Origin of the sequence: Sphingobacterium multivorum, assembly GCF_900457465.1 — a bacterium.
Classification (GTDB): domain Bacteria; phylum Bacteroidota; class Bacteroidia; order Sphingobacteriales; family Sphingobacteriaceae; genus Sphingobacterium; species Sphingobacterium multivorum.
The window spans coordinates 331,295-358,054 of record NZ_UAUU01000011.1 but is presented as its reverse complement, the minus strand read 5'-3'; the positions used below and the strand labels follow the sequence as shown (position 1 = coordinate 358,054).

Annotated in this window: 23 protein-coding genes and 1 pseudogene; 15 read left to right on the top strand and 9 right to left on the bottom strand. The window is 39.0% G+C overall.

What is annotated here, in order from left to right:
• Nucleotides 1–203 precede the first annotated feature (203 nt).
• Nucleotides 204–1,340: a serine hydrolase domain-containing protein gene (locus DTA23_RS18520; protein WP_070566031.1), complete on the top strand. Its 1,137-nt coding sequence runs from the start codon at nucleotides 204–206 to the stop codon at nucleotides 1,338–1,340.
• Nucleotides 1,341–1,509: 169 nt separating this feature from the next.
• Here the strand turns inward: DTA23_RS18520 and DTA23_RS18515 are convergent, their stop codons facing one another.
• Both DTA23_RS18515 and DTA23_RS18510 read right to left on the bottom strand, forming a co-directional pair.
• Entirely contained in the window at nucleotides 1,510–2,034 is a 525-nt protein-coding gene (locus DTA23_RS18515) for a glutathione peroxidase (protein ID WP_070566033.1), read from the bottom strand.
• An 11-nt stretch (nucleotides 2,035–2,045) separates the two neighbouring features.
• Nucleotides 2,046–2,912, bottom strand: coding sequence for an N-acetylglucosamine kinase (locus DTA23_RS18510; protein WP_070566035.1), 867 nt, complete (start codon nucleotides 2,910–2,912; stop codon nucleotides 2,046–2,048).
• Nucleotides 2,913–3,247: 335 nt separating this feature from the next.
• On the opposite strand from DTA23_RS18510, the gene DTA23_RS18500 reads away from it, so the two are divergent.
• Nucleotides 3,248–4,993, top strand: a complete 1,746-nt coding sequence (locus DTA23_RS18500; protein WP_112375614.1) for a M61 family metallopeptidase — start codon at nucleotides 3,248–3,250, stop codon at nucleotides 4,991–4,993.
• 58 nt (nucleotides 4,994–5,051) lie between these two features.
• Here the strand turns inward: DTA23_RS18500 and DTA23_RS18495 are convergent, their stop codons facing one another.
• Nucleotides 5,052–5,552 (bottom strand): hypothetical protein, encoded by a 501-nt coding sequence (locus tag DTA23_RS18495; protein ID WP_112375613.1) that lies wholly within the window; start codon nucleotides 5,550–5,552, stop codon nucleotides 5,052–5,054.
• Between the two features lie 260 nt (nucleotides 5,553–5,812).
• Here DTA23_RS18495 and DTA23_RS18490 point away from each other — a divergent pair, with 260 nt between their 5' ends.
• Both DTA23_RS18490 and DTA23_RS18485 read left to right on the top strand, forming a co-directional pair.
• Nucleotides 5,813–7,579, top strand: coding sequence for an AMP-dependent synthetase/ligase (locus DTA23_RS18490; RefSeq protein WP_112375612.1), 1,767 nt, complete (start codon nucleotides 5,813–5,815; stop codon nucleotides 7,577–7,579).
• A gap of 35 nt (nucleotides 7,580–7,614) precedes the next feature.
• A complete protein-coding gene (locus tag DTA23_RS18485; protein ID WP_070566046.1) occupies nucleotides 7,615–8,619 on the top strand; it encodes a YihY/virulence factor BrkB family protein in 1,005 nt (334 codons plus the stop codon).
• A 2-nt stretch (nucleotides 8,620–8,621) separates the two neighbouring features.
• On the opposite strand, the gene DTA23_RS18480 is transcribed toward DTA23_RS18485, so the two are convergent.
• Complete coding sequence (locus DTA23_RS18480) at nucleotides 8,622–9,308, bottom strand: hypothetical protein (RefSeq protein WP_112375611.1); 687 nt, start codon at nucleotides 9,306–9,308, stop codon at nucleotides 8,622–8,624.
• 63 nt (nucleotides 9,309–9,371) lie between these two features.
• Entirely contained in the window at nucleotides 9,372–9,983 is a 612-nt protein-coding gene (locus DTA23_RS18475; protein WP_070566052.1) for a WbqC family protein, read from the bottom strand.
• Nucleotides 9,984–10,070: 87 nt separating this feature from the next.
• Between DTA23_RS18475 and DTA23_RS18470 the strand changes: the two genes are divergently transcribed.
• The 9 genes from DTA23_RS18470 to DTA23_RS29435 all read left to right on the top strand — a co-directional run bounded on the left by DTA23_RS18470 (nucleotide 10,071) and on the right by DTA23_RS29435 (nucleotide 17,659).
• Nucleotides 10,071–10,937, top strand: a complete 867-nt coding sequence (locus tag DTA23_RS18470) for a lysophospholipid acyltransferase family protein (protein WP_046671746.1) — start codon at nucleotides 10,071–10,073, stop codon at nucleotides 10,935–10,937.
• On the top strand, nucleotides 10,934–11,965 hold the full coding sequence (locus DTA23_RS18465) for a glycosyltransferase family 2 protein (RefSeq protein ID WP_070566056.1): 1,032 nt from the start codon (nucleotides 10,934–10,936) through the stop codon (nucleotides 11,963–11,965). The genes DTA23_RS18470 and DTA23_RS18465 overlap by 4 nt, the downstream gene beginning before the upstream one ends.
• A gap of 119 nt (nucleotides 11,966–12,084) precedes the next feature.
• Nucleotides 12,085–14,109, top strand: coding sequence for an NAD-dependent DNA ligase LigA (ligA, locus tag DTA23_RS18460; RefSeq protein ID WP_112375610.1), 2,025 nt, complete (start codon nucleotides 12,085–12,087; stop codon nucleotides 14,107–14,109).
• A gap of 37 nt (nucleotides 14,110–14,146) precedes the next feature.
• Nucleotides 14,147–15,025, top strand: a complete 879-nt coding sequence (gene dapA, locus DTA23_RS18455) for a 4-hydroxy-tetrahydrodipicolinate synthase (protein ID WP_046671749.1) — start codon at nucleotides 14,147–14,149, stop codon at nucleotides 15,023–15,025.
• Between the two features lie 148 nt (nucleotides 15,026–15,173).
• Nucleotides 15,174–15,542 (top strand): 30S ribosomal protein S6, encoded by a 369-nt coding sequence (gene rpsF / locus DTA23_RS18450; RefSeq protein ID WP_046671750.1) that lies wholly within the window; start codon nucleotides 15,174–15,176, stop codon nucleotides 15,540–15,542.
• Nucleotides 15,542–15,805, top strand: a complete 264-nt coding sequence (gene rpsR / locus DTA23_RS18445) for a 30S ribosomal protein S18 (RefSeq protein WP_028071347.1) — start codon at nucleotides 15,542–15,544, stop codon at nucleotides 15,803–15,805. The genes rpsF and rpsR overlap by 1 nt, the downstream gene beginning before the upstream one ends.
• A 15-nt stretch (nucleotides 15,806–15,820) precedes the next feature.
• The gene (gene rplI / locus DTA23_RS18440) at nucleotides 15,821–16,264 is read left to right on the top strand and encodes a 50S ribosomal protein L9 (protein ID WP_046671751.1); all 444 of its coding nucleotides are present in this window, start codon (nucleotides 15,821–15,823) and stop codon (nucleotides 16,262–16,264) included.
• A gap of 104 nt (nucleotides 16,265–16,368) precedes the next feature.
• A complete protein-coding gene (locus tag DTA23_RS29440) occupies nucleotides 16,369–16,797 on the top strand; it encodes a helix-turn-helix domain-containing protein (protein WP_239468744.1) in 429 nt (142 codons plus the stop codon).
• Between the two features lie 226 nt (nucleotides 16,798–17,023).
• The gene (locus tag DTA23_RS29435; protein ID WP_239468745.1) at nucleotides 17,024–17,659 is read left to right on the top strand and encodes an IS3 family transposase; all 636 of its coding nucleotides are present in this window, start codon (nucleotides 17,024–17,026) and stop codon (nucleotides 17,657–17,659) included.
• 567 nt (nucleotides 17,660–18,226) lie between these two features.
• Here the strand turns inward: DTA23_RS29435 and trxA are convergent.
• Both trxA and dnaE read right to left on the bottom strand, forming a co-directional pair.
• A complete protein-coding gene (gene trxA / locus DTA23_RS18430; protein ID WP_046671752.1) occupies nucleotides 18,227–18,547 on the bottom strand; it encodes a thioredoxin in 321 nt (106 codons plus the stop codon).
• 124 nt (nucleotides 18,548–18,671) lie between these two features.
• A pseudogene (gene dnaE, locus DTA23_RS18425) lies at nucleotides 18,672–23,089 on the bottom strand (DNA polymerase III subunit alpha).
• A gap of 566 nt (nucleotides 23,090–23,655) precedes the next feature.
• Here dnaE and DTA23_RS18420 point away from each other — a divergent pair.
• Complete coding sequence (locus tag DTA23_RS18420) at nucleotides 23,656–24,438, top strand: Cof-type HAD-IIB family hydrolase (RefSeq protein ID WP_046671754.1); 783 nt, start codon at nucleotides 23,656–23,658, stop codon at nucleotides 24,436–24,438.
• On the opposite strand, the gene DTA23_RS18415 is transcribed toward DTA23_RS18420, so the two are convergent.
• Nucleotides 24,435–25,034 (bottom strand): LytS family sensor histidine kinase, encoded by a 600-nt coding sequence (locus tag DTA23_RS18415; protein ID WP_112375609.1) that lies wholly within the window; start codon nucleotides 25,032–25,034, stop codon nucleotides 24,435–24,437. The genes DTA23_RS18420 and DTA23_RS18415 overlap by 4 nt on opposite strands.
• A gap of 45 nt (nucleotides 25,035–25,079) precedes the next feature.
• Here DTA23_RS18415 and DTA23_RS18410 point away from each other — a divergent pair, with 45 nt between their 5' ends.
• Nucleotides 25,080–26,120: a pirin family protein gene (locus tag DTA23_RS18410; protein ID WP_112375608.1), complete on the top strand. Its 1,041-nt coding sequence runs from the start codon at nucleotides 25,080–25,082 to the stop codon at nucleotides 26,118–26,120.
• Nucleotides 26,121–26,142: 22 nt separating this feature from the next.
• Here DTA23_RS18410 and DTA23_RS18405 read toward each other — a convergent pair whose 3' ends face one another.
• Nucleotides 26,143–26,742: a DUF502 domain-containing protein gene (locus DTA23_RS18405; RefSeq protein WP_046671757.1), complete on the bottom strand. Its 600-nt coding sequence runs from the start codon at nucleotides 26,740–26,742 to the stop codon at nucleotides 26,143–26,145.
• Between the last annotated feature and the right edge of the window lie 18 nt (nucleotides 26,743–26,760).

Here is a 26,760-nt window from a genome sequence, read left to right as displayed (position 1 = left end):
AAAAATTATTTGTCGGCGCAAACATACGATATTATTTTATTGTTTAGAATAGTTTTAAATAAAAATAGTTTATTACGCTAATAAAGCATGATTGAGCTGTATAGCAACTATGATATGCTGCACGGATTCATTGTAACTATTTCTATTATTCATCAGTATTTCCTACATTTATACCAGAACTAACATCCCAACTAATCAATCCAATGAGAAAGTATAAGCTCCTACTCGCCGTCTTTATTTATCTATTCGTTCCCACAGTTTTGCTTGGCCAGCACACACAGGTTGATCATGATCTTACAGAAATTATGCGTCGCTATAATGCCGTAGGGCTCAGTGTGGTCGTCGTCAAAAACAATAAAATTGAGTATCACAAAAATTATGGTTACAAAAACTTGGAAACCAAAACGCCTCTCGGAGAAAATGACCTCTTTCGGATTGCTTCGATTTCAAAGTCATTCACCGCAACATCATTGATGCAATTAATAGCGGATGGCCGATGCAAACTCGACGACGACTTCGGGGATTTGATAGGTTTCCCAATCAGAAATCCGAATTTTCCAGGCAAAAAAATCACCGTCCGGATGATCCTTTCCCATACCTCCAGTATCAATGATAAAAACGGTTACTTCAACCTAGATGTCATCAATCCATCCAAGAACCCCAATTGGAAAGATTCCTACAATCTTTATGAACCCGGCACACAATACCAATATTGTAATCTCAATTTTAATATGGCAGGAGCTGTTCTGGAGAAACTGACCAATACACGCGTCGACAGCTATATTGTTAACCATATCCTCAAACCGCTCAACCTATATGGTGGTTATTGTATCGACTCTTTGGACCAAAGAAGATTTGTTCCTTTATATTCCTTTGATGCTAAAGGTACACCGCATGAAGAACCCAGTGCCTATAATCCACGTCGGGAGGAACTCAATCAGTACATCTTGGGCTATAGCACTCCTGTGCTCTCTCCGACAGGTGGAATGAAAATATCTGCCTTAGATTTAGCTAAATATATGATGATGCATATGAATTACGGCCATAGTCAGGGAAAAAACATCATCGATAAAAAGTATGCGAAGATTATGCAGACCGCTGTAAATAAGGAATCGGGCTATGGATTAGCTATGATGAATAATTCTAAAATTATACCGGGGATTACTTTGACAGGCCATACGGGTTCGGCTTACGGGCTTTATAGTGCACTATTTTTCAACCCTGCAAAGAAATATGGCTTTATTGTCATTACAAACGGCTGCAATATTCCCGACAGCGATGACTTCAACCCTTTGCTTGAAGACTGCATTAGCGCCCTGTACGATGCTTACATTGAATAGGCAACGGCTTACATCAAATAGGCAAAAGTTTAATAAATAAACGAAAGCCAAACCCATCAAATAGAGCCTTGTCCCGGTTTATGGCAAAACCAGGAGCCTTCGGATCAACTGGACAATAACAAAGTAAAAAAGCTGCAGATTTTGCAGCTTTTTTACTTTGTTATTTTTACTATTTCTTGTTTTCCACCCAGTTTACAATAGCAGGGTCCAGCGGATTCGTCGCAGAACGGAAACGATGGACAAGTTTGCCGTTCTCATCAATCAAAAACTTTTCAAAGTTCCATTTGATATCACCTTTAAAATCTGGGTTCTCCTGAGCGGTCAAATATTTAAACAAGGGTGAAATTTGATCTCCTTTTACATCGACCTTTTCGGCCATTAAAAAATCAACACCATAATTTTGTTCACAAAACTCTTGAATCTGCGCATTTGAACCCGGTTCCTGTTGTCCAAAATTATTTGCCGGAAAGCCAATAATAACGAGCTTATTGCCATAGGTCTTGTGCAATTCCTCCAAATCTTTGTACTGTTTTGTGAAACCACATTTTGAGGCAGTATTCACGATCAATATTTTCTTCCCCTTGAAATCGGACATTTTCACTTCTTGCCCTTCAAGTGTCGTAAACTTAAAATCATAAAAGTTGGGATTGCCAAATAACATTGACATATACACCATAATAGTTGCAATAATCATATTTAATTATTTTAAAGACTTAACAATGAATTACTTTCTCTTTCCAATACCGCATCAAAAAGCTCGTTGATAGGAGATTTTAAAATGGTCCCTACCTGTATCTGATGTGCTTCACAGACTTCCCGCAAGATTAAATCAAAACTATACGCAATAGAACCCACAAAGTGACATGCATATTTATTATAGTCTGGATAGGTCAAAATCGAAGCTTGAACAAATTCTTCGAATCCACTCTTTACCAGATCTATAATATAGGGATGGGTAATATTATCGGACATGAACGGCGCAAAAGATGCTAAGAAAGCATTTGGACGTTCTTTTTGATAAACATTTTTGATGACAATCTCTTTATTGATTCTGTATTTGTTCGCAAATTTTTCGTTCAGATCTTTCGGCATACGGCCATATAGGAAAAGCCTGACCAGGTTTTTTCCAAAATATGCCCCCGACCCCTCATCACCTAATACGTAGCCATTTCCATTATGTGAGGGCATAAGCTCCTCCCCGTCAAAAAAACTCAAATCAGACCCCGTCCCCAATGTCGCTACATAACCTTTTTTATTACCACAGGTCGCTAAGGCACTACCAAAAAGATCGTTCTCAACAGAAATGTAAGCGTTTTCGAATAAGGGTGTCAATGCATTTGAAACCATTTCCCGACGATCGGGCGTAATGCATCCCGCACCAAAAAAATACAACTCAGTAACTTCATCGGCATAGGGAATAATTTCGGGTATTTCCTTAATAACACGTGTGATTTCCTTTTCATTCACAAAAAAAGGATTAAGTCCATTTGTACTGAATGAGATAGGCGCACTATCTGGCAATTCCAACTTCCAATCCGACTTTGAAGAGCCGCTATCAACAACTAAGATCATACAAATTCTTGATTATTTTCCCCCTATAAACTACTGTATCAAACTTAGCAAAAATTCTGATAAAAAACAGATTTTTTGCTTCATCTCCCCAGCCCAATTAAAACCGTCGTTTTATCCAAAGCAGCAATTTTGCCATCGAATTATACCTCATTTCTTAAATAAATTTATGTATATTGGAGGATACTATCAGCTGCTTCCTGTCATCATTCTTTTCTACTAAAAGAATGATGACAGGAAGCAGCTGATTCATAATTGTAGAACCAACAATCTTTTTTTTTGTTTGGTTAAGCGTACGATACTTGTAATTTTGTAAGCTCATACTAAAATCATCTTTCATGGACAGTGACCCTTTCAACATACCCGAAATACATTTTGAGGTATCATTTTCAGAAGCACAAGCTCATTACATCGAAGTAAAAATGAGCATCACAAAGCTCAACCAGCCTTATGTCGATCTAAAAATGCCAGTTTGGTCTCCTGGATCTTATTTAATTCGTGAATATGCTAAAAATGTAGAACGATTTCGATCATTTGACAAAACAGGAAATACGATTTCCTATCAGAAAATTTCAAAAAATACCTGGCGAATACCCACAGAATCTTTGGATCAAATCGAAGTAATCTACGCTGTATACGGTTTTGAAGTTTCTGTGCGTACCAACTTTTTCGATAGTGATCATGCTTTTATTGTGCCTACGGCAACTTTCTTTCATATCGATGGCCGTATAGACAGTCCTTCAACAGTCAGCATAGCACTAAAAGATTCTTGGGCAAGTATATCAACAGGACTCGAACAAATTGAAGAACATAAGTTTTATGCACCAAATTTTGACGTATTATACGATACGCCCATCGAAGCGGGTAACCAAGATGTCTGGAAATTCATAGCTGCCGGTGTCGAGCATGAATGCGCCATGGTCGGAGGTGGTAGTTATGATAAAGACCGTCTGACGAAAGATATCACACGTATCGTCGAAGAGGAAACCCGCATCTGGGGTTCGAACCCCAATGAGCGATATGTCATTATTACCCACAATTACCAATCTGGAGGTGGAGGCCTAGAACATCTCAATTCAACAGTATTGGGAGCGTCGAGGAATGCGTATTTAAATGAGACAAGCTACAAAAACTATTTGAGTCTCGTTGCACATGAATATTTTCACTTATGGAATGTCAAGCGCTTACGTCCAAAAGCATTAGGACCGTTTAATTACGATGGCGAGAACTATACCACAGGCCTCTGGATCATGGAAGGATTCACTTCGTATTATGATAATTTAATTATTAAACGCTGTGGATTTTATGATGAAAAAGAGTACCTCGCTTTGCTAGCTAACGATTTCAATATTGTACTGAACCGACCGGGTCATGCGATACAGTCTGCCGCAGCCTCAAGTTTCGATACCTGGATTAAATATTATAGGCCTGATGAAAATTCGATGAATTCAGGAATTTCCTATTACAACAAGGGGGCAATGCTGACAGCATTATTGGATATTAAAATTATCGCTGCTACAGAAGGTCGACTAAAATTGGATGATGTTATCCGTGAGGCTTATGAGGAGTTCTACCTAAAACTTGATCGCGGATTTGAAGAAAATGAATTGAGAAGCCTTGCTGAACGCATCGCAGGCACGTCGTTAGACGACATTTTCAATGCTGCCCATCAGGACGGAGAACTGGATTATAACGATTATTTTAATCTTGTTGGTTACGAAATTGTGGATACCAATATTGATAACAACACATTGACATTCGGCATTACGACCAACAAAGTGGATGGGTTAATTTCGGTAGCAACAGTGGAAAAAGGCTCTGGTGCGTATGACGCCGGATTGAATGTAAAAGACGAACTGATTGCAATTAATAATAACAGGCTCGACGTGAAAGACAAGGAAATTGATTTCATTGTTCAACATGCCAAAGAGGGGGAAACATTAAACTTCCTGGTGGCACGAGATGGTTTAGTGCGTGAAATCCCTGTTCAGATCAGAAAGAGCAATAAAAAGATCTATGAAATCCGTCCGCTCAAAGAACAAACCTTTTTACAGGAATTGCTGGGTAAAATCTGGATGGCATAACACGAAAGTACTAGTATTAAAATTAAAAAAGAATAGCGGGGTCTCCCGCTATTCTTTTTTAAAATTTATATCTTACCGAAAAACCGATCGGATCAAATAATTTGATACTGGATTCGTTTAGAAAATCGAAATAAGGTTTTACATCCAATGAGATCTGAAATGGAGCTTGGGGAATATTATATTCAATACCAACAATACCGTCGATACTTAAATTGAGTTGTGAGTCAAACGAATGACGTTGACCATCTATAATTTTATCTTTCTCTTTATAAGAGCCTACGCTACCACCGAAACCATAATACCAATTGAATCCTCCAGTCAATGGTTTATAGATTTCATATAAACCAACAACGCGGAAACGGCGGAAATCAGAATTGCTCTGAATGCTCATGATAGCCTCCAATGCATGGTCCGAGTTAAGCGTATGACGATATGTAATTCCCTGAGCAGACCCAAAACGTCCACCAATAGCACCCTTATTGTCCAACTGAGCCATAGCTCTATTGGATAATGCTCCAAACATCAGTATTCCACCGACAGCCAAAAATATTTTTCTCATAAAAATCGTACGCTTTTTTGCTTTACATTTTTTTCAAACATAGATAAATTGCTTTTTATATGCAATATATTGCAGTGCACATAAAAACTATTTACCAGAACTTCCCCTATGAAGGACCTTTTCAATAGGGTAAATATCCACTACAGCTATAACGAAACAATGTTTAATTTGTTATGACAATAATCCCGAATTATCCAACTTTATTTCTGTATATTTAGATCAATACAGCATGTAGTAGTAACCAAATAAACTCAAGTGATATGGGCAGAATTTTTGACTTTATAACCTTATATAAAGAAAAATACGCAAAGGACATCATGGTGGCAGGTCGAGATGGAAACGGCCAGTGGAAAACGTATTCTACCAAAGAGTACACCGACGCGATTGACACCTTAAGCAGGGCGTTACTTAAACTAGGCCTCAAAAAAGGTGATCGGGTCGGAATCATGTCCGGCAACCGTCCCGAATGGAATTTAGTTGATTTTGCCTGCAATCAAATCGGTCTCGCAACTGTTCCCCTCTATCCCACATTATCTGCACAGGATCTTTCATTTATCGTGAATGACTCGGATGTCAATGTACTCTTTGTCAGCAACAGCGAATTGACAAACCGTATTGAACAAGCGATCAGGGAGCACGGTATACACCCACAACTGTATACTTTTGATGCCATTGAAAATTATACCCAGCTAAAAACATTCATCGAAACAGCAAAAGATGACTCAACTGATCTAGCTCCGCTTCGTGATGCAGTCACAGAAGATGATCTGCTAACCTTAATTTACACTTCAGGTACCACAGGACGCCCTAAAGGCGTATACTTGTCCCACAAAAATGTATACAGCAACGTCTTGGCCTGCAATCATCTCATCCGATCAGATTTCAAAACGGCGCTAAGCTTTCTTCCGCTATGCCATATCTTTGAACGCATGGTAGTATATATGTACTATTCGAAAGGAATTCAGATTTATTTTTCGGAAACCTTAGACAATGTCGTTGCCGATATCAACGATGTCAAACCGGATGTCTTCACCACAGTACCGCGTGTACTGGAAAAAGTATACGATAAGATTATTGAAAAAGGGAAAGCCTTAACGGGATTAAAAAAGAAAATTTTCTTCTGGGCTGTTGATCTCGGCCTGAAATTTCAAGAACCTGAACGAAATGGACCGCTTTACAATCTCAAACTTGCGATTGCTAGAAAACTCATATTTTCCAAATGGCAAGAAGCTCTTGGCGGAAATATTAAAATTATCGTGTCAGGTGGCGCTGCCCTTCAAGAACGTTTAGCGCGTGTATTCTGGGCTGCTGGACTTAAAGTGCTCGAAGGTTATGGGTTAACTGAAACCTCCCCCGTAATTGCGGTAAACTCGTACTTACCCAATGGATTGAAATTTGGGACGGTAGGGAAACCCCTCAAAAACTTAGAAGTTAAAATTGCTTCAGATGGCGAAATCCTTGTCAAAGGTCCTAGTATCACGACTGGCTATTATAAAAATGAAGAAGCCACGAAAGAGGCTTTTGACGATCATGGATTCTTCAAAACAGGCGACATCGGAGAAATAACATCCGATGGTTTCCTTAAAATAACCGATCGAAAAAAGGAAATGTTTAAGACGGCAGGTGGTAAATATATTGCCCCCCAATCCATTGAAAACAAACTCATGGAATCTACCTTAATCGGACAAGTCATGGTTTTCGGAGAAAATAGAAAATTTCCTGGAGCCTTGATTGTTCCTGCATTTGATGTGCTGTCCAAATGGGCAAGCCAAAAAGGTATCACCAGCGGTTCAAACGAAGAAATCATCAAAAATCCAGAAGTAATCCAAAAATATCAGGAAGAAATTAACCGATTATCTACTAACTTTGGGCATTGGGAAATTGTCAAGAAATTTATTCTTCTTCCAAAGGAATGGACAATCAACGACGGTCAATTGACACCAAAATTGAGTTTAAAACGAAAAATTATTTTAAAAGAGAACGAAGCCGTAATCGACAAATTGTATCAGGAACAAAACCAAGAATAGCAATTTGCACGATTATTGGGGCTGATCATCTTATTATGAAGCACGTTACACTACGAGATTTATTTACACTCGCCTACTGGAAAAACATTTGGCATGTCTTAGTTGATGCCTTTAATGGATTCAATGATGACAAATGTATGAAGAAGAGTGCTTCATTGGCTTACTATACCGTCTTCTCCATCGGCCCACTTCTTATGATTGTGATCTGGTGTATCGGCTTCTTCTACGGAGAACATCTTCAGAGTGGATCTTCGGCGCAGGATCAGGTGTTGGAGGAAGTCATGGTTCTTTTTGGACAGGATGTAACAACGCAGATCCAGTCCTATCTTCAAAAGATAACTTTCGAGAATAAATCCAATATGGGGATCACGATAGGTATTGTTACATTGATTCTCTCCTCTACGACCTTATTCGTTGATATACAAGACTCCATAAACAATATCTGGAAAGTAAAACCGAAACCCAAAAAAGGCTGGTTAAAATTAATCATCAATAGATTGATTTCTTTTTCCATCGTGATCGCCTTGGGCTTTTTACTAATTGCTTCACTCATGATCAATGGAGTTATCGTTGCCGTGACCAATTTAGTTATGACCTATTTTCCCTTTATTCCCATTGCGCTTATCTCGTGGGTAAATACAGGCATCACTTTCTCGGTCATTGTCATTTTATTTGGCTTTATCTTTTCTTTCCTTCCCGATGCCAAAGTAAAATTCAGAGACATGCTCGGGGGAGCCATTTTTACAGGTTTACTTTTCATGTTAGGCCGGTACGGCATTTCAATCTATCTGAATCTCTCTTCCACAGCCAGCTTTTATGGAGCCGCAGGATCGATAATTGTCATGTTATTATGGATCTACTATTCGGCTGCGATATTGTATTTTGGGGCAGAATTCACCAAGTTTTATGCCATTAAATTTGGCGCGGGCATTGTGCCTTCCACATTTGCGGTAGCGGTTGAACAGACGGAAAAAGTTAAAAAAACAGGAAGCGACGCCGAAGCACATGTTGGAGACACCATTCAGGTCTTAAAACAATAAATTTATTTTTTGTCTTTTTTACCACTGATGGAACCGTCTATACCGATGACGTCAATGACTTTGTCTCCAATCTGCGTGATATCGGATTTTAACCCGATCATGACGGTAAAAATATTAACAGGCCTATCCTGTATCTTCCTAAAATTATGGAGATAACCAAGCTCGAGCCCTAAAAAGAAGCCATTAAATTTGTAATCTGCGCCAGCCCCCAATTTACTGGAAAAATTCAGATGATTTTTATTCTCCATCTTGACGAGCTTTTGATCTGCCAGCACACGCGCTCTCGGCTCACTCGCCAGACCAACGCCAGGCCCAGCAAAACCGTAGATATTCAGTCTACGCATCTGTTTCCTAATCCCGCCCGAGAATGAAAAAGTATAGAAATTCGTATTGGCATCTTCTATGCGGTATTGGAAATCGGGATCAATTAAGGGTTGTTTGTACTTAAATGAAAGTGTATAAAGCGTGGGGGATACAAAAAACATTGAATTTTTCAGGGATATATCTAAACCAATACTACCCGAAAACTTTGGCGAAAGTATATCTTTGGTTTTCCCGATCGGAAAACCCATTCCGGTTGTACCCCAATAGTAAACTTTTCGATAATGTATCGTATCAACGCCGCCCTGAGCCCGTATAGAGCTCCAACACAAAGAAAGAAGGAGAAAAGTAAAAAAGAATTGTTTCATTTAAATGCGTTCAATATTGAATAACAACAATATTAAACGCATTTTGTTCAAAAAATCGTCCGACTATAGATAACTTTTTGATTGCGGCCCTTGGTTGAACAACAAATCGATAATACTCAAATCTGGGTAAAATCCATTTTTATCAGAGAAAACCTGATAATATTCTTTTGGATCAGGCCATATGCTTTCTTTTTTGGGATGTATAAGGTTGCGGAAATCGATCGCTTCTAACGGCTCGGCCACATACGCTTCTGTAAACCCTATGGTTCGTTTAAGTTTGATTGATTTTAGAATAAGCTCCAGCTGGGCCACATTAAAATCGACGAGATAGTCATATTTACCTTCGTAAAACCGTATAAAATCATCCTCATAATACTCAAAATATGCAGAACTCCGGTAAGCGGTCTGTATACTTAACCAGTGTAAACGTTGCCAGTTAAATTCATAACTTATCCGAATATCTTTCATGGGAACTCGTTCTTTATTGCCATGTTGAATGGGTACGATCAAATCCTGCACACCATTTGCTGAAGCAATGCGTGCCCGCGTACGATAGCTCTGCTTTTGAAAATGCTCGTATTTCTCGATGAACAAAGGAAGATTATGCTCTTGTATTGTATGAAAATAAGATATTGGTGGAAGATAACATGCCGGAAGTAATAACTGCGATTCCATAAAAACTGATGATTTTTGTTATAAGTGACGCAAAAATAACTTAAATTAAGGATATTTGTAAAGAACACTGGGAATTTTAGCTATAGCATGAAACAAAAAGCGTTAAACGCATTAATCTATATCATCTCTCTTCTCCCCTATTGGTTTCTATATTTGATCTCCGATGGGCTTTATTACATACTATACTATATGATTGGATATAGGAAGAATATTGTATTTCAAAACTTAAAGAATGCTTTTCCAGAAAAAACGGATAAAGAACGCCTGGTTATTGCCAAAAAGTTTTACCGTTTTTTCCCGGATCTCCTTGTCGAATCGATCAAATTGAAAACGATTACGGCTGAGGAAGTCAAGAAAAAGATGACTTTGGAAGATGTAGAAGAACTGACGAGACACCTCGAGGCAGGCAAAAACGTAATCGGGGTGACTTCACATTATGCCAATTGGGAGCTTGGTATTCACCGTTTGAGTTTAATCACAAACTTCCCTACACTGATAGTATACAAACCACTCAACAACAAAGACATTGACACGGTGTACAATGACATGCGGGGACGGTTTGGCGCCGAAATGGTACCAATGAAACAAATACTCCGTCATATCGTCAAGTTGAAGGGCCAGCCCAATATCAGTATACTCGTTGCGGATCAAACACCGCTGTATTCGGATTCCGATTATTTTATTAATTGGCTAAATCAGGAAACATTGGTCTATACAGGAGCCGAAAGACTTTCTAGAATAAGTAAAGCACCTGTGGTCTATTGTTATATCGGAAGAAAGCCCAAAAGAGGGCAGTATTTCTGTAAATTCGTTACTTTAATCGAAGATCCAAGTGGCTTTGGCGAGCATGAAATTACCGATATACACAATCAATTTGCTGAACAGCTTATTCGTGAAAACCCAGAATATTGGTTATGGTCACATAATCGCTGGAAAAGAAAACGTAGAAAATGAGTAAATTACCCAAAGTAGCTGTCGTTATCCTCAATTGGAATGGTCGATTTTTCCTGGAAAAATTTTTGCCATCCGTATATAACAGTTCGTATCCGAATGTCGAATTTGTCATTGGAGACAATGCCTCCGATGATGATTCAATTTCATTTGTGAAACAGTACTATCCGACGATTACTATACTTGAAAATGATAAAAACTATGGCTTCGCAGGAGGTTATAACAAAATACTGCAGCGTGTAGACGCTGATTACTATGTACTCCTGAATTCGGATGTCGAAGTGAGCCAAAACTGGATTGAACCCGTGATTGAATACTTGGAAAGAAACCCTTCCCTGGCAGCAGCACAGCCCAAAATACGTTCATTTCATGACAAGCAGAAGTTTGAACATGCCGGAGCCGCCGGTGGCTATCTGGATTACTTTGGCTTTCCTTTCTGTAAAGGGAGAATCCTACATGAAGTAGAAGATGATGCGGGACAGTACGATAAGGAATCTGAGATCTTTTGGGCATCTGGAGCTGCGCTTTTTATTCGCTCAAAAGCCTGGAAGGAAGCAGATGGCCTTGATGAAGATTTCTTTGCTCATATGGAGGAAATCGACCTGTGTTGGCGATTAAAGAAAATGGGCTACGGCATAGGTTATTGCCCTAAATCTGTTGTTTATCATGTTGGTGGAGGAACCCTCAATGCAAGTAATCCCAAAAAGACTTACCTCAATTTTAGGAATAATATGGTCATGCTGCAAAAAAACCTTCCGTTAGGCAAAGCCATATGGATTATTTTCATCAGGCTTTGGTTTGACTTTGCTGCCCTTGCTAAGTTTCTGATCGACAGAAAACCTAAGGATGCTTGGGCAATCAGTCGTGCGCATCAGTATTTCTTCTTGAATATTTTCAAAAATGCTAAAAAACGAAAAAAATACAAGGCGAAAGAAAATACAAAAGGGCATTACAGAAAATCAATTATCATTGATTTTTACACAAATAACAAACATAAATTTTCACAGCTAAATCCAGAGGATTTTAAATAGCATATTATTTTCCCAAAACACAAAATGCAGAAAACCGCATTTTAAAAATAAAGCAGTCATTACAACAAGATTCTTTATTTATTTTATTTAAACGTACTTTTTATTTGTAATTTTGCAAAATGTTGGTGATGGATATTGAAAAAAAGATAAAAGACTTAACGGCAGAGCTCAACCATTATAACTATCAATACTATGTATTGGCGAACAGTGTTATTTCGGACTACGACTTCGACCTCAAATTAAAGGAACTCGAAGCGCTGGAAGCTCAATATCCCAACTTTGCCGACCCCAACTCCCCTACACAGCGTATTGGTGGAGACATTACCTCCCGATTTCAAACGGAAAAACACCGCTGGCCAATGCTTTCATTGGGCAACACATACAATCAGGAGGAATTACTTGACTTCGACCAGCGGATCCGCAAAATCATCGGCGATCAGTTCGAGTATGTTTGTGAATTAAAATTTGACGGTTTATCCATCAGCTTGACTTATGAAAATGGCTTACTAAGTAAAGCCGTTACACGCGGGGATGGTACACAAGGCGATGTTGTCACCAACAACGTTAAAACGATTCGTTCTATCCCGATCAAACTCAAAGAAGGAGATTATCCAGATCAATTCGAAATACGAGGTGAAATATTTATGCATAAATCAGCTTTTCTCCGCCTGAATAAGGAACGAGCCGATAATGAGGAGCAAACCTATGCCAACCCAAGAAATTTCGCTTCTGGAACCATCAAACTCCAAGATTCTGCTGAAGTTGCCAAGCGCCCATTGGACAGTTTCCTTTACTTTTTGTACTGCGACAACAGAACAAATCTATTTCACGATCATTGGAATAGCTTAAACCATGTCAAAGACTGGGGATTCCACGTCAGCGAGCATAGCAGAAAATGCAGCACATTAACCGATGTTTTTGCATTTATTGACTATTGGGATGTCGAACGTCACAACCTAGGATATGAAATTGATGGAATCGTTATTAAAGTAAATGATTACGCACAACAGGAAGAGCTTGGCTTTACGGCCAAAAATCCACGTTGGGCAATATCCTATAAATTCAAAGCCGAGCGTGTAGAAACCATTCTTAACTCGATTAGTTATCAAGTTGGACGTACCGGCGCTGTTACACCTGTTGCCAATCTTCAACCTGTACAGCTGGCAGGCACAACCGTAAAACGCGCTTCCTTACACAATGCAAATGAAATCGCACGTCTCGACCTACACGAAGATGACACTGTTTTTGTGGAAAAAGGGGGCGAAATTATCCCTAAAATAATTGGGGTAAACCTCGACAAAAGGTTATCGGGATCGACAAGTTTTGTCTACCCGACTTCCTGTCCGGAATGTGGCACAGTACTTATACGGCAAGAAGGGGAAGCAGTACACTACTGCCCGAATGAAACTGGATGTCCGCCGCAAATTGTTGGCAAAATGCAACATTTTATCGGACGAAAAATGATGGATATCGAAGGAATGGGAGATGAGACCGTGGATACTTTCTTCAAGAAAGGTTTGCTACACAACATCGTTGACATCTATGGCCTGAAAGACCATCAAGATGACCTACAACAACTGGAACGTTTCGGTCAAAAATCAATCGATAACATGCTCAATGGCATTGAAAAATCCAAAGAAAAACCCTTTGAAAAAGTTTTGTTTTCGCTTGGAATACGTCATGTCGGCGAGACAATTGCAAAAAAATTGGCGCAGCATTTCAAAAATATTGATGCGCTAGCCCAAGCCTCAACAGAAGAAATCGAAGGAGTACAAGATATTGGACGCCGTATCGCGGAGAGCGTCAAAGAATACTTAGACAATCCAATTCATCAACAACAGATTGTTGCACTGCGGAATTATGGCTTAAATTTCGAAATTGAGGAAAAGGAGATTATCCTGGCGAGCAATTCACTTGAAGGGAAAACTTTTCTGATTTCCGGTGTATTTGCAGAACATTCACGTGAAGAGCTGGCAGCTGTAATTGAAAGCAATGGCGGAAAGATGTTATCTTCCATTTCTGCCAAACTAAGCTATCTCGTGGCAGGAGATAAAATGGGACCGTCCAAACTAGCGAAGGCTGAAAAATTGGGTATCCCGATGATTAATGATCAAGAACTATTTGAACTCATTAATCCCAAGTAAGTTTTTTTAATTAAATTTATATAAATACAAAAACAAGATGAACGAGCTTCACGGCGCAGGAGTAGCATTAGTCACTCCTTTTAACTCAGATGAATCTGTTGATTTCGAAGCATTAGGTCAGCTAATTGACTTGCAAATCAACGAAGGTATGGATTATTTGGTTTCTTTAGGTACAACTGGAGAAGTTGCCACTTTAACCAATGATGAACGAAAGCGCATCTGGGATTTTACTGTCAAGCGCGTGAACGGTAGACTACCCTTGGTTGCTGGAATTGGTGGAAATAATACAGCCGAAATTGTGGAGCAAATTAAAAACTTTGATCCAACAGGTTTTTGCGCAATTCTATCGGTATCTCCTTACTACAACAAACCAACACAAGAAGGCATTTACCAGCATTATAAGGCTGTTGCAAGCGCCTCTCCACTTCCGGTTATTTTATACAATGTACCTGGACGTACGGGTAGCAATATAACAGCACAGACAACATTACGACTGGCCAATGATTTTTCGAATATCGTAGCCATCAAAGAAGCTTCCGGCAATTTTGCACAATTCAGCGAAATTCTACGGGATAAACCAGCAGAATTTCTATTGATTTCCGGAGACGATCCGGTTACCTTGCCGATGATGTCGCTTGGCGCTGCTGGTATCATTTCAGTGATCGGAAATGCGTTACCGAAAAAGGTAGCCACATTAGCGAAGTTATGTGCTGAAGGCAATTATGCCGAAGCTAGATCAATCCACAATGAACTTCTTAACATCACAGATCTATGTTTTATTGAAGGAAACCCAGCTGGTGTAAAATACATTCTGCAGGAATTGGGGATTGGAAAAGATCAATTAAGGCTTCCTTTAGTGCCTGTTAGCGAAAAAATCCAGGCAGCTATCAAAGAAGAATTAAAGAAATTGAACTAAGATATAGTCGAACTCGTTTGAGAAAAAGTTTAGATTACAGGAAAGGGTCTAAACTTTTTTATTTCAAAGCATTGCAACATAACAATATAATAACTACCTTTGCACTTCCACAAAAGTGGAATTTTAAATAACAAAATTAATTAACAAAATGCAACAGTACGAATCTGTAATCGTTCTTACCCCGTTGCTTTCTGATGATGCTGCGAAAGAAGTAATCGCAAAATTCAAAAACATCTTAACAGAAGGCGGAGCCGAGATTGTCGCTGAAGACAATTGGGGTTTGAAAAAATTAGCGTATCCAATCCAGAAAAAAACTACTGGATTTTATCACTTAACTGAATTCAAGGCTCCAGGTGAATTAATCAATAAATTAGAGGTTGAATACAAACGTGATGAGCGCATTATGCGTTTCTTGACTGTAAGCTTAGACAAACATGCTAAAGCATACAACGAGAAAAAACGTAGCGGTGCATTCAACAAAAAAGCTGAAACTAAAACTGAGGAGGGCGCAAACTAATGGCTAACGAAAATATCCAATACGTAACTGCTCCTAAAGTAGAGGACAACCGTAAAAAATACTGTCGTTTCAAAAAGAATGGTATCAAATATATCGATTATAAAGATGCTAACTTCTTGATGAAATTTGTAAATGATCAAGGTAAAATCTTACCTCGTCGTTTAACTGGTACATCTTTGAAATTTCAACGTAAAGTAGCTCAAGCTGTTAAACGTGCTCGTCACATCGGCTTATTACCTTACTTAGCTGATGCAATTAAATAAGGAGGACGATAGAGAATGGAAGTAATTTTAAAACAAGATATCAAAGGCTTAGGTGAGCAAAACGATATCGTTAATGTAAAACCAGGTTTCGGTCGTAACTACTTAATCCCGCAAGGATTTGCTATCCAAGCGACTGAATCTGCAAAGAAAGTTTTAGCTGAGAACATCAAACAAGCTCAGTTCAAACAAGAAAAAATCAAAAAAGACGCTACTGAATTAGCAGGTAAATTGGAAGCTATCAAACTTTCAATTGGTGCTAAAGCAGGTGAATCTGGTAAAATCTTTGGTAAAGTAAACAGCATCCAAATTGCTGATGCGTTGAAAGCAAAAGGTTTTGATGTAGATCGTCGTCGTATCACTTTCGAAGTTGAACCTAAAGAATTAGGTGAATACATCGCTAACTTAAACTTACACAAAGAAGTGAAAGTTCAAGTTCCTTTCGAAGTAATTGCTGAATAATTCAGTTTATTTAGTCAATAATATAAAGCGGCTATCCTTTCGGATAGCCGCTTTTGTTTTACCCCTGTCTCGTCCTGAAATATCGATACACAAAAAGAATCGTTATGGAAAAAGGAACAAATTATGTAAAGCGGACTCAGCGTGATTACACTTTAACATTGAAGCTGAATGTCGTTAAAGAGATTGAATCGGGGAAATTGACACTCTCCCAAGCACAAAAACAGTATGGCATCCAGGGAGATAGCACTATTCGCAATTGGTTAAAAAGATATGGTAACTTTGATTGGGAGAATCAAATACCATCCAATATGGCAAAGTCACCAGAACAGCGCATTTTAGAACTGGAAGCCAAAGTCAGACTGCTGGAGAAGCAAAAGGCTCAACTTGAGCATCAGAATCACATCGCTGATTCCAAAGCGATCATCTTTGACATGATGATCGATATTGCAGAAAAAGAATATAAAATCGACGTAAGAAAAAACTTGAAACCCGCGCAATCAATCGTTTCCGGCAAGAAAAACAAGAAAGCCTAAGTTTTACTTGTGGATTGTTCGGGTTAGACAGGCAGGTGTATTATCGAAGGATCAAACGTATAGTGAGGAGCCAGGGTATAGCCGGGAAAATTGTGGACTTAGTTCATGAAATACGCAGTACCCAGCCAAGAATAGGCACACGGAAACTTTACCATATATTGGCAAGGGAGCTACAGGCATTAAAAGTGGGCAGAGACAATTCTTTGATATTTTACGCGCCAACCATTTGTTAATTACACCTAAAAGAAGCTATCATACGACCACTATGTCACATCATAGATTTAGAAAATATCCGAATATTATTAAAGAAGTGACTGTTTGCCGTCCCAATCAGGTTTGGGTAAGTGATATCACTTACATAGGGAAGCGAGAAAGCCCCTGTTACCTGAGTTTGGTTACAGATGCCTATTCGAAAAAAATTGTTGGCTTTGAGGTCTCGCGGACCATGTGCACACCGCATGTTGTAAAAGCACTAAAAATGGCACAAAAACAAAGAAAAACAAACGAGCCGTTAATCCATCATTCCGACAGAGGGGTACAATATTGTGCAGAAGAATACCAATATTACCTAAACAAATATCAGCTCAGGTGCAGTATGACAGAAAACTCTGATCCTTATGAAAATGCCATCGCTGAACGAATCAATGGTATACTCAAACAAGAGTTCATGATTGATACCTATCATTTAGATCTACATTTGATGAAGCAGATCGTAGCTGAAGCAATCGATATCTATAATAATGACAGACCACATTGGTCTAATCATATGTTAACTCCAAATCAGATGCACATGAAATCAAACATGAACTTCAGAACTTATAAAACAAAAAACAGTAGCAACCTATCGGCTACTACTGTTTAAATTATTTATTTTTAATCACTGAAAACCTGTATCGATTTTTCAGGACTAGTCACCCTACTTTACCCCCAAAAAAAAACTCGCGTTACGGAGAGCAACGCGAGGCATAATCTAGGGTATTTGAAAGGGAAAATCTTTATCAATCTCTATTTTTTTTAAAAAAACAACTCCAAAACCACCGAGTCAAAAAAATAACATCGAAACCAGTTAAACCGAAACAAATCCTTTTCGAAACTCAATTTCAATACTCAAAAGAAGGAAAAAATATTCATTTTTACAAATTAAATTGAATTTTTTATCAAAAAATCATAAATAATTTTAAACTTCCAAAAATATAAACATAAAAACAGGACAATAAGTCACTAAAAACTACAATAAAACCACAAATGTTTAAACAAACACAGAAAAAAAAACGTAAAAACATAAACGAAAACATAAAAAGAACATAAAAGAATAAAAATCAAGATAAAATCAGAAAAAACAATAAATAAAATTCAAATAGATAAAATTTAACAGCAAAAAAAAGCCTGAAATATAATATTTCAGGCTTTTTTTTATTTTTCAGCTAAATTATGCTAATTGTTTTTCCAATTTCTCGTTCAATACTGATTTTGGAACAGCTCCAATTTGTTTATCAACGATTTCTCCATTTTTAAAGAACAATAAAGCTGGAATATTACGAATGCCATAACGAACAGAAATCTCTGGATTTTCATCTACATTCACTTTTCCTACAACAGCTTTACCTTCATAATCCTTAGCCAATTCTTCAACCACAGGACCTACCATACGGCAAGGACCACACCACTCTGCCCAAAAATCGATTAATACTGGTTTGTCTGCTTTTAAGACAACTTCTTCAAAGTTGCTATCTGTAATTTCTAATGCCATAATCTTTTAATTTTATAAACCGAAGTTATATCTATAATACTATTTAATTGCTAAAATCAATAAACAAAGATAGTAACTACTACCAATGTATTTGTAATCTTAATTACACAAATTCTAATCCAAACTAATTCAATCGGTAATTTATCCCTTCAAACTTATCTATACAGTCCAAAAATTCATTTGTTAGGTTTATTTTCAGACTTTTAGCTGGCATTTCGACAGATATTTCATCTTGGGGATCCCAGATTTTAAACTTTAATTGACAATTTGGCACAACTCCCTCGATCTCATTTTGCGCCAGTATATCCTTGATACCATCAAAGAAATGCTTCGTTCAACTTAGGTAAAGGAATATTGATCGTAAAACTCTTCGCCATCTTCTCACGAAGATCCGAAAGCAACTGAACACTGCGCAGCTCAAAGCCCCAATTTCCAACCTGTCTGAAACGCTCCTGTACCAAACCCCGCAATTGCACAAAATATCCCTCTTGCAAATATCCCTTCAACTTAACGTATTCTTCGCCGAAAACTGCCATATCATAAGAATCACTATAATCCTCGATGATAAATGACGCAAAAGGCTTACCCGTCTTCGTCAATCGATGGTTTGCCGATGCGATAATACCACCAATCACCAATTCTTTGTTCTTGATCCGATTAAACTCCAGCAAAGTCTCTTCATCGACCTCTGCTGCCTTTACCTTATTGATTAATGCCAAATCTGAAACGGAATTCTGACAAAAATGTTCAATTTCAAACCGGTAGGTATCCAAGGGGTGGCTGGTCAGATAAATACCGATAACATCTTTTTCATATTTAAGCTTTTCAATCAATCCCCATTGCGGACATGGCGCCAAAACCGGCTCAGGCAATTCTGCAGCCCCTCCTACACCAAACAAGCTCGCCTGGGCCGAACTTTCATTTTCTTTAAAGCGCTGGCCAAATCGGATCGCCTTTTCCATTCCTGTTGAATTTTCATCCGAATGAAAATATTGTGCACGGTGCGTATTCTCAAAACTATCAAAGCCTCCAGCATAAGCCAGACTCTCAAAAGCTTTCTTGTTTACCGCACGAAGATCGATTCGTTTAGCCATATCAAAAACAGATTTATACAATCCTGATTGCCGTGTTTGCACGATAGCGTCTACCGCTCCTGCCCCAACGCCTTTCACCGCACCTATTCCAAAACGAATAGCTCAGATTCATTTACCGTAAACTTATAATAGGATTCATTCACATCTGGCCCCAATACCTGCAAGCCCATTCGTTTACATTCCTCCATAAAGAATGTCACCTGCTTGATATCATTCATGTTATTGGAAAGTACCGCAGCCATGTATTCCGCAGGAAAATGCGCTTTTAAATAAGCGGTCTGATAAGCAACCCAAGCATAACAGGTCGAGTGGGATTTATTAAATGCATAACTCGCAAAAGCTTCCCAGTCGGTCCAAATCTCTCCAGAACTTTTGCATTATGCCCTTTCTCCTCTGCCTGCGAAACAAACTTCGGCTTCATCTTATCGAGTACAGCCTTTTGCTTCTTACCCATAGCCTTACGCAAGACATCGGCATCACCTTTTGAAAATCCCGCAAGCTTCTGGGACAAGAGCATAACCTGCTCCTGGTAGACTGTAATACCGTAGGTTTCCTTGAGGTATTCCTCACAAGCATCCAAATCGTAAACAATGGGGTCTATACCGTGCTTACGCTTAATAAAACTTGGAATATATTCGATTGGTCCCGGACGATAGAGTGCATTCATCGCAATCAAATCGGCAAATACTGTCGGTTTAAGGTCGCGCATGTATTTCTGCATTCCAGGAGATTCATATTGGAACACCCCTATGGTTTCTCCACGCTGAAAGAGCTCATACGTAAGCTCATCGTCGATCGGAAACTGATCCGGATCCAGCACAATACCATGACTTAATTTGACATTTTCAACCGTATCTTTAATCAGTGTCAGTGTCTTTAAACCCAAAAAGTCCATTTTCAGCAAACCGGCACTTTCAACAACGTGGTTATCGAACTGCGTCACATAAAGATCAGAGTCTTTTGCCAAAGAAACAGGAACGAAATTAGTAATATCGTCTGGTGTAATAATAACACCACAGGCATGGATACCTGTATTTCGTACAGAACCCTCCAAAACCCGGGCCTGTCTGATCGTTTCCGCTTCCAATCCAGCACCATCCGCAATAGATTTCAATCTATTGACGGCTTCAATTTCCTCAGTCCTTAGCTTTTCCTTTAAACCGGCATCATCTAAAGTAAAAATCTTGGATAATTTAAGGTTCGGAATCAGCTTGGCAATTTCATTGGCATCACCCAAAGGTAAGTCCAATACACGCGCTGTATCTTTGATGGATGACTTCGCTGCCATTGTACCATAGGTAATAATCTGGGCAACCTGACTAGCACCATATTTATTGATTACATATTGCATGACACGTCCACGTCCCTCGTCATCAAAATCGATATCAATATCGGGCATGGATACACGGTCTGGATTTAAGAAACGCTCAAAAAGCAAGTCATATTTAATCGGATCGATATTGGTAATTCCCAAACAATAAGCTACTGCCGAACCAGCAGCAGATCCCCGTCCCGGCCCCACGGAAACTCCCATATCCCGGGCCGCCGCAATAAAATCCTGAACAATCAAAAAGTAACCTGGATACCCCGTTTTCTCAATGGTAGCCAACTCAAAGTCAAGACGTTCGCGAATATCATCTGTTATTTCCTCATAACGCTTCTCAGCCCCCACATAACAAAGATGCGCCAGGTATTTATTTTCACCACGTTTTCCCCCATCTTCCAGATCGGCTTCCACTTGAAATTCCTCAGGAATATCAAATTTAGGTAAGAGGACATCGCGGTTTAACTTAAATATCTCTACCTTATCGACAATCTCCTGAATATTTAGAATCGCTTCGGGCAAATCTTTAAAAAGGGCCTTCATTTCATCTGAAGATTTGAAATAATATTCCTGATTGGGTAAACCAAAACGGAATCCACGTCCCCTACCTTTTGGAGTCGATAGCTTTTCACCATCTTTCACACAGAGCAAAATATCATGCGCATGTGCATCGCCTTTCTTCTCGTAATACGTATTATTGGTCGCAACAACTTTGACCTGATATTTGCGGGAAAATTTAAGCAAGGTTTGATTCACACGATCCTCATCTTCCTGACCATGACGCATTAATTCCAGGTAAAAATCATCCCCAAATTGTTCTTTCCACCACAGCAAAGCCTCTTCGGCCTGACTCTCACCTATATTCAGTATTTTATTCGGCACCTCGCCTTGTAGGTTACCTGACAAAGCGATAACATCTTCCTTGTATTGAAGAATAAGATCTTTATCAATCCGCGGCACATAATAGAAGCCCGCGGTATAAGCAAAAGAAGCCAGTTTAGCCAAATTATGGTACCCCCGTTTATTTTTCGCCAATAACACAATCTGATAACCATTATCCTTCCTCGACTTATCTTTGTGGTTTTCACAAACAAAAAATTCACAACCAACAATTGGCTTTAAAAGCTGACCAGTAGGCTCCTCTCCATTCTCAACTGCCTCCGCATTTTGCGCTTCAACTTCTTTATTATGACTTATAACACGAGAGACAAACTCAAAAGCCCCCATCATATTTCCGTGGTCCGTTAATGCAACAGCAGGCATATTATCCTTCACCGCTGCCGAAACTAACTTATCGTACGACATCGTCGACTGCAGGATCGAAAACTGAGAGTGGTTATGTAAATGGGCAAATTTGGCATCCTTTAAAGCTGCTAACGCGTCCGCATCAACAACAACCTTGACTTCATCTGGCTGAGACCGTTTTCTAATTTCATCAGAAGCTGCTTTTAGGTTGATATGTTTCAGTCCAACAGTGGGTATAGGCCCCGGATTGTTGGTTTTAAAATCGACAAAGTAGCCCGTATCGACCTGAAGTTCTTCGGCAGTGAATACCTCTCTTCTTACAAGCTCCAGAAAACAACGTGTTGTCGCTTCAACGTCGGCTGTTGCATTATGTGCCTCAGCAAATGGCACTCCAAATAAATAAGAATGCAACTCAGTCAAATTGGGTAGTTTAAAGCGTCCACCACGACCGCCTGGAATTTTCAGAAGTTCAGCTGTTACTTCCGTACAGGTATCCAATACAGGCATATTAGCCATATTGGACGTAACACCATAACGGTAAAATTCACAGCCCATGATATTCAAATCAAAACCAATATTTTGTCCAACAACAAACTTGGCTTTATTCAATGCCACATTGAATTTCTCTAAGACCTCCTGGAGCGGCAATCCCTGCTCTTCTGCCAATGCAGTCGATATGCCGTGTATTTTTTCAGAGTCATAGGGTATATCAAATCCATCTGGCTTAATCAAGAAATCGTGATGTTCGACCAAATTTCCCATCTCATCATGAATCTGCCAAGCCAATTGAATACAGCGAGGCCAATTGTCCGTATCGGTAATTGGTGCGTCCCAACGCTTAGGCAAACCCGTCGTTTCCGTATCGAAAATAATATACATAAAATTCTAACCCTCTTTAATACAACACATTAAATGCAAGACAATTTACATTTTTTTGAACTTGAAATTTACGAAATTATTAGAGAAGATTATGTCAGATTTTTGCGAAAATCCACTAAAGAAAATCTAGCGCCACACGATACCGCCTACCGGTTCCGCTTCAACAAGAAATAACATCATAAACTCCTCAATCTTCCTTTTTTTATGTGTATCCCATGAGTAAATATCAAACCAAATCGTAAAGCCCCCGGCCTCTTTTTTTCCGTATATATTGAAGGAGCTAAGTTTATATTAAATTCAAATTAACAACTCATTTAATACGTATCTAATAGGGACTTTATAGGGACCTCATAGGGACCTCATTCGGATGAAGCCCTATAATCTACCTATTAAGTCCCTTTTATTTTAGGTTTTATTTCCTTTTAATTACAAATTTGACATTCACCTTTCTTCACCAGTGTGGTAAAATTCCCATGGTCTGTAGGAGATAAAACGCCTCAGATTTAATATTGTAATAGTTACACTATCCTAAGTATTTAGTATATTTGGTTTTGACCCAAAAATCCATGATTAAAGCGATCTTTTTTGACATCGATGGAACTTTGCTAAGTTTCAAAACACATCAGGTTCCCGAATCTACTCAACAGGCATTTCAATTATTAAAAGAAAAAAACATCAAGGTATTTGTTTCAACAGGACGATCCTACAATCAGTTGGGACATATTCGTTACCTCGATTTTGATGGATATATCACCTTCAATGGCGGGTATTGCGTCACAAAGGAACAGGAAGTCATTTATAAAAATAACATCCCTCAAAAAGACATTCGCTCCTTATTGGATTATGCTAAAAAGCGTGAGGACCTGACTTTTTCATTTATGTCCGAAAAAGAAATTTCCTTAAACCAGGTTACACCTGAGGTACAACGAATGTACGAACAGGTCAATGTGCCGACACCACCTATTCGGGATTACGAAAAGGATTTTGATCTGGACTCCGTTATGCAGGTCAATGTTTTCATCAATCCTGAAGAAGAAGCTGAATTCATGGAAAATGTGATGCCAAATTCAGTTGCTTCGAGATGGACGCCCATTTTTGCGGATGTCAATCCGATGGGGCAAAGCAAAAAAATTGGTATAGATGTTTTTTTAGATCATTTCAACTTTACCTTGGAAGAAACTATGTCATTTGGCGATGGCGGAAATGATATTACCATGCTAGCGCACACCCATATTGGAATTGCTATGGGTAATGCAAATCCCGAGGTAAAGGAAATTGCAGATTATATAACAGACAGTGTTGATGAAAATGGTATCTGGAATGCATTAAAACACTTCAATATCATCTAAAGTTGGATAGTTAAAGTTATTCGAGAAGTATTGCTGTTGCTATTCATCAGCAAATTATGTTTTTCCGGAAAAAGATAGTCCAAGCGCTGTCTAAAATCACGTATCAGTGTACTGCTAAATTGACTTTCCAGATAATGGTTCACACGATAGCTAACTTCAAGCATAATCAACTTGGATGAGCCCGATAATCGGATCCGTACAGGATGAGAAGACATCGTATTATAACCATTCTCAACAGCATGCTGTACCAAAGGAAAAAGAATGAGCGGCGGCAACATCATCTCCTCCTGAGCCTGAAGCTTATTTTCCCATTTGACTGTAAAACCTGCTGGAAGAAAACGTTCAGCCAATTGCAAATATTGGTTCAACAAGCTAAGCTCCACCTGCATCGACTCCAATCGGTCAACATGAAGCTTAAGCAACTGCTCTTGGAAAGCAAAAAAGTCGGCTGGATCTATTTTGTTACTTTGTATTAGGTGATCGATCAAAAAACTGTCCAGCTGACTGTTCCTAAAAGACAACCTATCTGCCAGTGCCAAAAGCGCTTCATTTCTTACACTCTTTTTACCCAAAAAACGATTGATTATACTTGACATTTCTTAAATTGCTGTAGATTAGAAACACAAAAATAAGGAAACATTATGTCAAATATTGCAATAGTTATTGAAGAAAGAGCCGCTGACATAGGGAATTTCTTAGTTGGGCGACTTCTTCCTTTCAGGCAGAAACGTATGGTCGGCCCTTTTATCTTCATCGACCACATGGGACCTGATAACATTGCCGAACCGCACTTTATGGATATTGCACCACATCCGCATATCGGGTTATCCACATTGACTTATCTATTCGAAGGTAGCATTATGCACCGGGACAGCTTAGGAAATGCCGTTGAGATCAAACCTGGAGCAGTCAATTGGATGACGGCAGGTAAGGGTGTCACACACTCCGAAAGAACCCCGGAACAACTGCGATCGACGCCGCACGACCTCCATGGACTGCAGATTTGGGTGGCCCTACCAAAAGAACTCGAAAAAATGGAGCCTAATTTTGTTCACATAGAAGAACCGCAACTTCCACATTGGACCGAAGATGGCGTATCCTATCGCTTAATTGCAGGAGAAATTAAAGATCACCGTTCCGAGGTCCCCGTATACAGCCCATTATACCTTATTGAAATCAAAGCGGAAAAAGATGCAACTATTAAACTAGGTGATCATCTATATGGCGAAAGTGGATTATATATTCTGCATGGGACTGTTCATGCGGAAGGTCAGGAATTCGGTCCAAAGCAGATTTTAGTTGCCAAAGATGCGAAACTATGTGAATTCAAAATGGAGGCTGGAACCTCGGTCTACATTTTTGGTGGCGAACCTTTTCCTGAACAACGCTATATCGACTGGAACTTCGTCGCTTCGGACATTGAAACATTAAAAATAGCGCGCGAAAAATGGGAAAAACATGAATTTCCAAAGGTTCCTGGAGATGACGGCTATATTCCAATCCCGCCAGTAAATCCAACTTTAGGGCAGAAAAAAAGCTTAGCAGCACTATTTCTTCATTTAAACTTGGCAATCGCAAACGTATCTGCCGTACGGGATTACAATTGGAAGGACAAAACAGACGAAAACAAAAAGGCTGGAAATTGTGGACAATTTCCAGCCTTTTTATTGAATAAATCTTAAAGTCAACTGTTGCAAAGAAGTACTAATGGGCTATCCCGCTCACACCACCGGACACAACCAATTTCATGGCATCTGTTGGCGACATATCTAATTTTTTCACCTTGTCTGCACTGATAATGACAACCTGTCCCGCAAAAGAATATGAATATGGAAAATACACCATAACCTCTTCTTCAAGCCCAATGCTTTTTAAATCATGTTGCGTTAAGAAACCTATCTTCTTCAGACCAAACTCATTCACCGTTACCAAGACAGGTTCATTAAATTTCTTTGCATCACCAACAAAGGCCTCTGTAAAATCTTTAATCGAAGAATATAATGTATTTAAAAGTGGAATCCGCTGGATCTGATGATTAATCCACACTTTAATTGGATCTGTAACAAAATTTGTAAAAATAAGCCCTGCCAAAACCAACACCAAAATAACGGTCAGAATACCTATTCCCGGAATATACAAGGGATGCCCTCTATCATCTTCCAAAAAATGTTCAGTTAGATTCAATGCCGAATCAACTGATGCAACAATCCAAACTATTAAAAAAATAGCACCAGCTAGAGGAACCACCACCAGGATACCTCTTATCAAATAATTAATAAAGCCTCTAATTAATTTGCTAAACATGAATTGAAAATCAAATAT

Bases quoted from the DNA above. Each gene is read 5' to 3' on its own strand.
- DTA23_RS18520 (WP_070566031.1), top strand. From the start codon at position 204: ATGAGAAAGTATAAGCTCCTACTCGCCGTCTTTATTTATCTATTCGTT.
- DTA23_RS18515 (WP_070566033.1), bottom strand. From the start codon at position 2,034: ATGATTATTGCAACTATTATGGTGTATATGTCAATGTTATTTGGCAAT.
- DTA23_RS18510 (WP_070566035.1), bottom strand. From the start codon at position 2,912: ATGATCTTAGTTGTTGATAGCGGCTCTTCAAAGTCGGATTGGAAGTTG.
- DTA23_RS18500 (WP_112375614.1), top strand. From the start codon at position 3,248: ATGGACAGTGACCCTTTCAACATACCCGAAATACATTTTGAGGTATCA.
- DTA23_RS18495 (WP_112375613.1), bottom strand. From the start codon at position 5,552: ATGAGAAAAATATTTTTGGCTGTCGGTGGAATACTGATGTTTGGAGCA.
- DTA23_RS18490 (WP_112375612.1), top strand. From the start codon at position 5,813: ATGGGCAGAATTTTTGACTTTATAACCTTATATAAAGAAAAATACGCA.
- DTA23_RS18485 (WP_070566046.1), top strand. From the start codon at position 7,615: ATGAAGCACGTTACACTACGAGATTTATTTACACTCGCCTACTGGAAA.
- DTA23_RS18480 (WP_112375611.1), bottom strand. From the start codon at position 9,308: ATGAAACAATTCTTTTTTACTTTTCTCCTTCTTTCTTTGTGTTGGAGC.
- DTA23_RS18475 (WP_070566052.1), bottom strand. From the start codon at position 9,983: ATGGAATCGCAGTTATTACTTCCGGCATGTTATCTTCCACCAATATCT.
- DTA23_RS18470 (WP_046671746.1), top strand. From the start codon at position 10,071: ATGAAACAAAAAGCGTTAAACGCATTAATCTATATCATCTCTCTTCTC.
- DTA23_RS18465 (WP_070566056.1), top strand. From the start codon at position 10,934: ATGAGTAAATTACCCAAAGTAGCTGTCGTTATCCTCAATTGGAATGGT.
- ligA (WP_112375610.1), top strand. From the start codon at position 12,085: ATGTTGGTGATGGATATTGAAAAAAAGATAAAAGACTTAACGGCAGAG.
- dapA (WP_046671749.1), top strand. From the start codon at position 14,147: ATGAACGAGCTTCACGGCGCAGGAGTAGCATTAGTCACTCCTTTTAAC.
- rpsF (WP_046671750.1), top strand. From the start codon at position 15,174: ATGCAACAGTACGAATCTGTAATCGTTCTTACCCCGTTGCTTTCTGAT.
- rpsR (WP_028071347.1), top strand. From the start codon at position 15,542: ATGGCTAACGAAAATATCCAATACGTAACTGCTCCTAAAGTAGAGGAC.
- rplI (WP_046671751.1), top strand. From the start codon at position 15,821: ATGGAAGTAATTTTAAAACAAGATATCAAAGGCTTAGGTGAGCAAAAC.
- DTA23_RS29440 (WP_239468744.1), top strand. From the start codon at position 16,369: ATGGAAAAAGGAACAAATTATGTAAAGCGGACTCAGCGTGATTACACT.
- trxA (WP_046671752.1), bottom strand. From the start codon at position 18,547: ATGGCATTAGAAATTACAGATAGCAACTTTGAAGAAGTTGTCTTAAAA.
- DTA23_RS18420 (WP_046671754.1), top strand. From the start codon at position 23,656: ATGATTAAAGCGATCTTTTTTGACATCGATGGAACTTTGCTAAGTTTC.
- DTA23_RS18415 (WP_112375609.1), bottom strand. From the start codon at position 25,034: ATGTCAAGTATAATCAATCGTTTTTTGGGTAAAAAGAGTGTAAGAAAT.
- DTA23_RS18410 (WP_112375608.1), top strand. From the start codon at position 25,080: ATGTCAAATATTGCAATAGTTATTGAAGAAAGAGCCGCTGACATAGGG.
- DTA23_RS18405 (WP_046671757.1), bottom strand. From the start codon at position 26,742: ATGTTTAGCAAATTAATTAGAGGCTTTATTAATTATTTGATAAGAGGT.